Origin of the sequence: Citrobacter sp. wls710, from assembly GCF_005281115.1 — a bacterium.
Lineage (GTDB): Bacteria > Pseudomonadota > Gammaproteobacteria > Enterobacterales > Enterobacteriaceae > Citrobacter > Citrobacter werkmanii.
Genome location: NZ_SZXD01000037.1, coordinates 1 through 6,263 on the forward strand (window position 1 = coordinate 1; position 6,263 = coordinate 6,263).

The window sequence follows — 6,263 nt, forward strand, 5'->3', positions numbered from 1 at the left end:
GGGGAACGGGCGCCACAGGGGCGCCCTCCCGATGCTCCTGTGAGGATAATTCCCATGCCAAACTGGTGCTCGAATCGTATGTATTTTTCTGGTGAACCGGCACAGATCGCTGAGATTAAACGACTGGCCAGCGGTGCAGTCACACCGTTTTATCGCCGCGCCACAAATGAAGGTATTCAGCTGTTTCTGGCCGGAAGTGCCGGACTTCTGCAGACCACTGAAGATGTGCGGTTTGAACCATGCCCCGGACTGACGGCTGCCGGACGTGGTGTTTTATCGCCGGAGAATATCACGTTCACCCGCTGGCTGAAGCACCTGCAGGACGGTGTACTGCTGGATGAGCAAAACTGCCTGATGCTGCATGAACTCTGGCTGCAGAGCGGTACTGGACAGCGTCGCTGGGAAGGGTTACCGGATGATGTCAGGGAAACTATCACTGTGCATTTCACCGCAAAAAGAGGTGACTGGTGTGACATCTGGGGTAACGAGGATGTATCGGTGTGGTGGAACCGTCTGTGTGACAACGTACTGTCGGAAAAAACCATGCCGTTTGACCTGCTGACGGTTTTGCCGACCCGCCTGGATATTGAAGTGAATGGCTTTAACGGCGGTGTTCTGAACGGTGTTCCTTCTGCATATCACTGGTATACAGAACGGTATGGCGTGAAGTGGCCTTGTGGGTATGACCTGAATATCAGCAGTCAGGGGGAAAACTTCATTCAGGTAGATTTCGACACGCCGTGGTGTCAGCCGGAAAGCGACGTTGTTGCAGAATTAAGCCGCCGTTTCGGCTGCACGCTGGAGCACTGGTACGCCGAACAGGGCTGCAATTTCTGTGGCTGGCAGTTGTATGAGCGCGGAGAGCTTGTTGATGTGCTGTGGGGGGAACTGGAATGGTCTTCCCCGACAGATGACGATGAGCTGCCGGAAGTCACCGGACCTGCGTGGATAGTCGACAATGTGGCGCATTATGGCGGATGAAGTATGACGGAGACGGGCGGGCAACCGCCCGTTTCTTTTCCGGTAAAGGATGTCGCCGTGCTCCTCTTTTTACTGCGCCGGCTGACGCGGCGCGGCAGGAACGCTGCCTGTGGTCAGTGTCCCGCGTCCGGTGGGCACGGGACGGGCGCTTTTACCGCTCCCGGCTGGCGTCGGTGACAGTGTACGCCAGCCCGTCGCCCTTTTCTGATGAGCGCCCTTCAAGCCGCTTTCGCGGCATAGCCTTGCCGTCAGAAAGACGACGGCTGCGGTATTCCACGGTCGGCCTGACCCGTTACCGGACGCGGTGAACAGCCCACAGGCAGCGGGGAACGGGCACCACAGGGGTGCCCTCCCGGTGCCCTCTGTAAGAGAAGGAGTTTTGTATGTCCCGTTTTGTCCTCGGTAACTGCATCGATGTTATGGCCCGTATTCCTGATAACGCCATTGATTTCATACTGACTGACCCGCCGTACCTCGTCGGTTTCCGTGACCGTTCCGGGCGCACCATTGCCGGTGATGTTAATGATGACTGGCTGCAACCTGCCAGCAATGAGATGTACCGCGTACTCAAAAAAGACGCGCTGATGGTCAGCTTCTACGGCTGGAACCGTGTCGATCGCTTTATGGCCGCCTGGAAACGCGCCGGATTCAGCGTGGCAGGGCACCTCGTGTTCACCAAAAACTACACATCCAAATCTGCGTATGTCGCGTACCGTCACGAATGCGCTTACATCCTGGCAAAGGGCAGTCCGGCCCGGCCCCGTAACCCTCTGCCGGATGTGCTGGGCTGGAAATATTCAGGCAATCGTCATCACCCGACGGAAAAGCCCGTTACCAGCCTGCAACCACTGATTGAGAGCTTCACACATCCGAACGCGATTGTGCTGGACCCGTTTGCAGGCAGCGGCTCAACCTGCGTCGCTGCCCTCCAGTCCGGACGCCGGTATATCGGTATCGAGCTGCTTGAACAGTATCACCGTGCCGGACAGCAACGACTGGCCGCCGTGCAACGGGCCATGCAGCAGGGGGCCGCGAATGATAACTGGTTTGAACCGGAGGCTGCGTAAATGAACTATGCCGGACACGAAAAACTTCGCGCCGACGTGGCGGAGGTGGCCAACACCATGTGTGACCTTCGGGCCAGGCTGAACGATATGGAGCATCGCTGTCGCTTTGATTCCGATGTGCTTGTTGAACGCCTGACACGCCAGACGCTGTATCGCGCCAATCGCCTGTTCATGGAGGCGTATACCGAAATTCTGGAACTGGATTCCTGCTTCAAAGATTGAGAAGGAGACGAGAATGTACGGAACATGCGAAACGCTATGCCGGGAGCTGGCAGCAAAGTATTCGGGAGACACGCCACTGATGCTGGTTATCTGGTCCCCGGAAGAAATTCAGGCCCTCTCTGACGGAATGGATATTGCCCTGACCGATCATGAAATCAGGACTGTCCTGGCGCGCCTGGAGGACATCCCGGAAGACCAGCGGACTGAATCCGGTATTTCTTCCGGCGTGGCGATGGAGATCATCAATAACGTGAGCGAAAACCGCCAGGTGACTGTCCCTGCTGAACTGCTGGCGTCCCTGATTCAGACCGCTGAACAGGCATTGTGGAAACGTGAATGGGCCGCCCGGGATCATGGCCTCGCCGTCCCGGAATGCGTCACCCGCCGTCAGGCGGTGGTTAATCAGGTCCGCATCCTGCTGAAAAACAACACACACGAAAACGACTGATGTTATCGCCGCCTCCGGGCGGCGATACAGGGAGTTCATGAATTATGAATGAAATGCTGAATGCACTGATTTATCGCCACGCCAGCAACCTGTTGCTGGCGCAGGGCTGGCCGGAAGAGACGGATGTTGACCAGCGTAACCCGAAGTATCCGGGCTGGATCAGCATTTACGTGCGGCTGGATGCGCCCCGGCTGGCGACGTTACTTATCAAGCGTCACGGCGGCGTACTGCCGCCGCTCCTGGCCTCTGCCATTCAGAAACTGACCGGAACCGGAGCGGAACTTGTTCTGTCCGGCAGTCAGTGGCAGTCGCTGCCGGTACTTCCGGCAGACGGAACGCAGGTGTCTTTCCCGTATGCCGGTGAGTGGCTGGCAGAGGACGAAATCAGGGCCGTTCTTGGTGCGGTACGCGATGCAGTATGCAGTGTCAGTTACCAGGTGGCAGAAGATGCGCGGCGTATCCGTGCGGCGCTGACCACCACCGGTCAGACGTTGCTGACCCGCCAGACGCGCCGCTTTCGCCTGGTGGTGAAGGAAAGCGATCACCCCTGCTGGCTCGATGAAGACGACGAAAACCTGCCCGTGGTGCTCGATGCCATCCTGAACCGGGGCGCTCGTTTTTCGTCGGTGGAAATGTATCTGGTCAGTGAGTGTGTGGAGCATATCCTGTCCAGTGGGCTGGCCTGCGATATGCTGCGTATACCGGATGAACCGCCCCGCCGCTGGTTTGACCGTGGTGTTCTGCGGGAGGTGGTCCGGGAAGCCCGGAACGAAATCCGCAGCATGGCGGATGCCCTGGCAAAAATCCGGAAATGATGACGCTGGCGGGGAAAAATCTCCGCCTTTTCCAGTCGGTCCCCGGAAAGAGCAAAAGGATGTCGCCGCAGGCTCCTCTTTACCCGGCCATGTGGGGCATGGCCTTGTGGGTTTTCAGTTATGTGGCCTCAGCGTCGTGTGCGGGCTGTGCCGTGCCTCCATCGTAGCCGGGCTTCTGCGGGCGGGTTGCAAGGTAAGGTGAACCGCTGCGGTCACCCGGTCCCTCCTTCCCGTCTGCCGTGATTTTCCGGTCGTTCACCCGCTCAGATTTCGCGGTCTCACCCTCCAACTCCCGTCAGCCGTGCGCGTCAGGCTGCGGCTTCCCTTGCGCCCTTGCAACCCTGCAGGCCCGGCAAAGATGGAGGCACGGCACCGCCCGGTGTCGCGGAATATGTGAACAACGGAGGAAAACATCATGCAATATGCGAAACCTGTCACTCTGAACGTTGAAGAGTGTGACCGTCTCTCCTTTCTGCCTTACCTGTTTGGCAACGATTTTCTGTATGCCGAGGCGTATGTGTACGCGCTGGCGCAAAAAATGATGCCGGAATATCAGGGAGGCTTCTGGCATTTCATCCGCCTGCCGGACGGTGGCGGTTACATGATGCCGGATGGCGACCGTTTTCATCTGGTCAACGGTGAAAACTGGTTTGACCGCACTGTGAGTGCTGATGCCGCAGGTATCATCCTGACTTCCCTTGTGATTAACCGCCAGTTGTGGCTGTACCACGACAGCGGGGATGCGGGACTGACACACCTTTACCGGATGCGCGATGCGCAGTTGTGGAGCCACATCGAATTTCACCCCGAATGCAATGCGATTTACGCGGCACTGGACTGATTAACGGACGGGGCGGCGATGCCGCCCCTGTAAAGGAGACGAGAACATGTACTGTACTGTTAAAGAAATTATCCGCGAAGTGCTGGATACAGACGTGCCGGACAGTGAATGCGTTTTTGCCGTGGTGCTGACCCGTGGGGATGTGCGTCACATAGCCCAGGACTGGAGTCTGACAGACGATGAGCTGGAAACCGTCATGCAGCGGCTGGACGATGCCTTTGAGCATGGTGCTGATGTCAGCATTGTTCACGACGTTGTTCGTGAACTGATGGAGGAAAAGCGCGTAAACCGTCTTGTAACAGTCCCTGCGGTGCTGCTGGAAAAAGTGATGGTGATGGCTGGTAGTGAAATTTATCGCCTCCATGCTGTAGGGAGCGAGAACGGGGGCGACGGTGACGCATTTGTCAGGGAAGAACGTGAGATTATGCGGGTGATGCGTCAGGCGCTGGACGGGGAGAATGGGTAATGAATATCAGCAAGGAAACCCGCGAAATTCTGCGTAATTACAGGGCCGTGATTAATGCGCGGCGTCGTGAAATGGGGCAGAAACCGCTCACCACCGCGCAGATTGTTGATGAAATATGTGATTTTGTGGTGAATCAGCAGGCTGTTTTCCTCGGTGGTCACTAAATCCTTCAGGGCAGCAGGCACAGGTGATACAGGGCAGGCGGTGGAGGCCGCCTGTCAGCCCGCGCGAAAACCCCTGGCAGGCTGGCGCCTGCCGGAAGGGAAGCGGGCCACGCTGGCGCGTCGCCCGTTACCCTTCCCGTTTGTGATGTGTCCGGAATGTTTTTTCCTGATGTTATGTTTCTGTGGTTACTGTTCTTCTTCTTCTTCCTCTTCTTTCCGTTCCTCTCCTGTTTATGCCTTTTCCGGGCGTCCCCCTGGCGGGGCGGGCTGTCGTGAACGGAGCCAGCGGAGCTGTCTCCGCCCTGGCGGGCTTCCATCCCTGACGCAAAACCCCGGGTTTGCAGCGACCGGAACGGTCGCGCCACCCCTGTCGCGCCGTGGCCTGCGCTCCCGGCATCCCGGCAAAAGACGCCGGGATGTAAGGAGCAACGCCGTTTCGCAAACCGCGCTTCACGTCGTTGCAGCGGGTCCCTGCTCATTGCCTGCCGGGTGCCACACACCCGTATGAGTCCCTGTCGCCGGGGGCATAGACAGCCACAACCTGCCGCACTGACTGTCCAGGGTAAATGAACAGCCCACAAAATTTTTTACCTAAAACCCGGTAAAAAATTTTGCGTTCTGCCCAGGACAGGTGCGTCAGGCCGTGGCAGTGATGCCCCTTGCGGCGAAGGTTCTCAAACGGGTGAAGTTCATACCACAGGGAATACAGCAGCAGGTTCCCGCGAAACGTCAAAACCGCGGCTCCCGAAACTCAACGGGTGATGTTCTTTAAAAATCAGGATTTATTTCAGGCTCCGGCAATACGCATTTATGTGTTCTGTCAGTCATCCGGCTGGCAGGTAATGAAAACGCAGGAACAGAAGGAGGAAAACACCGGAAAGCGTCAGATGCAGATATGAAAAAAAGCAGGTCAGGGACCTGCTTAATCCACGCCGTAAGAATTGTGCGACCAATTTTGACGGCATTGTTAACCAATTTGTCATAAGGAATCCATTTATGACTGTAAGCATTGTTTCACCTTCCGCAGCGGCTGTAAAGCCCCGCCGTCATCCCCGTTTCAGACGCGAAGACATCCCCGCGCCGGAAATTGACCCCGTGCTGAAAGCCTTCGGGCGACACATTGCCCGGAGTTTTCACCGGGGGCGTGGTGTACACATCCCCGCCATGAAAAACACGGCCTTCGGGCAGGTGCTCCGCACACTCGAACTGAAACGCGCTTTTAACTGATGAGGTGAGCCGCCCCGCGAGGGGCGGCAACA

Annotated in this window: 10 protein-coding genes and 1 pseudogene; 10 read left to right on the top strand and 1 reads right to left on the bottom strand. The window is 57.3% G+C overall.

Annotated elements, in window-relative coordinates; genetic code table 11:
* Positions 1-54: 54 nt before the first annotated feature.
* From FDX14_RS18185 to FDX14_RS25315, 9 genes are all read left to right on the top strand, one after another.
* Positions 55-981: a DUF1281 domain-containing protein gene (locus FDX14_RS18185; protein ID WP_001134371.1), complete on the top strand. Its 927-nt coding sequence runs from the start codon at positions 55-57 to the stop codon at positions 979-981.
* A complete protein-coding gene (locus FDX14_RS18190; protein ID WP_252182539.1) occupies positions 978-1,289 on the top strand; it encodes a hypothetical protein in 312 nt (103 codons plus the stop codon). Before FDX14_RS18185 ends, FDX14_RS18190 begins: the two co-directional genes overlap by 4 nt.
* Positions 1,290-1,364: 75 nt before the next feature.
* A complete protein-coding gene (locus FDX14_RS18195; RefSeq protein ID WP_000086169.1) occupies positions 1,365-2,048 on the top strand; it encodes a DNA methylase in 684 nt (227 codons plus the stop codon).
* Positions 2,049-2,270, top strand: coding sequence for a YubE family protein (locus FDX14_RS18200; protein ID WP_001104873.1), 222 nt, complete (start codon positions 2,049-2,051; stop codon positions 2,268-2,270). It abuts the gene before it with no gap.
* Positions 2,271-2,283: 13 nt separating this feature from the next.
* Entirely contained in the window at positions 2,284-2,718 is a 435-nt protein-coding gene (locus FDX14_RS18205; RefSeq protein WP_000274482.1) for a DUF1380 family protein, read from the top strand.
* A gap of 44 nt (positions 2,719-2,762) precedes the next feature.
* Positions 2,763-3,533: a YubG family protein gene (locus tag FDX14_RS18210; RefSeq protein ID WP_001004562.1), complete on the top strand. Its 771-nt coding sequence runs from the start codon at positions 2,763-2,765 to the stop codon at positions 3,531-3,533.
* A 415-nt stretch (positions 3,534-3,948) separates the two neighbouring features.
* Positions 3,949-4,374, top strand: coding sequence for an antirestriction protein (locus FDX14_RS18225; protein WP_001198915.1), 426 nt, complete (start codon positions 3,949-3,951; stop codon positions 4,372-4,374).
* A gap of 46 nt (positions 4,375-4,420) precedes the next feature.
* Positions 4,421-4,840, top strand: coding sequence for a DUF1380 family protein (locus tag FDX14_RS18230; protein ID WP_000271737.1), 420 nt, complete (start codon positions 4,421-4,423; stop codon positions 4,838-4,840).
* Positions 4,840-5,004 (top strand): hypothetical protein, encoded by a 165-nt coding sequence (locus FDX14_RS25315; RefSeq protein WP_059326517.1) that lies wholly within the window; start codon positions 4,840-4,842, stop codon positions 5,002-5,004. Before FDX14_RS18230 ends, FDX14_RS25315 begins: the two co-directional genes overlap by 1 nt.
* Before the next feature lie 5 nt (positions 5,005-5,009).
* Here FDX14_RS25315 and FDX14_RS25490 read toward each other — a convergent pair.
* Positions 5,010-5,483, bottom strand: a pseudogene (locus FDX14_RS25490) (hypothetical protein).
* Between the two features lie 517 nt (positions 5,484-6,000).
* Between FDX14_RS25490 and FDX14_RS18245 the strand changes: the two are divergent.
* Positions 6,001-6,231 carry a hypothetical protein gene (locus FDX14_RS18245; RefSeq protein WP_000218642.1) on the top strand — a complete coding sequence of 77 codons (231 nt, stop codon included), beginning with the start codon at positions 6,001-6,003 and terminating at the stop codon, positions 6,229-6,231.
* The last annotated feature ends 32 nt before the right edge of the window (positions 6,232-6,263 follow it).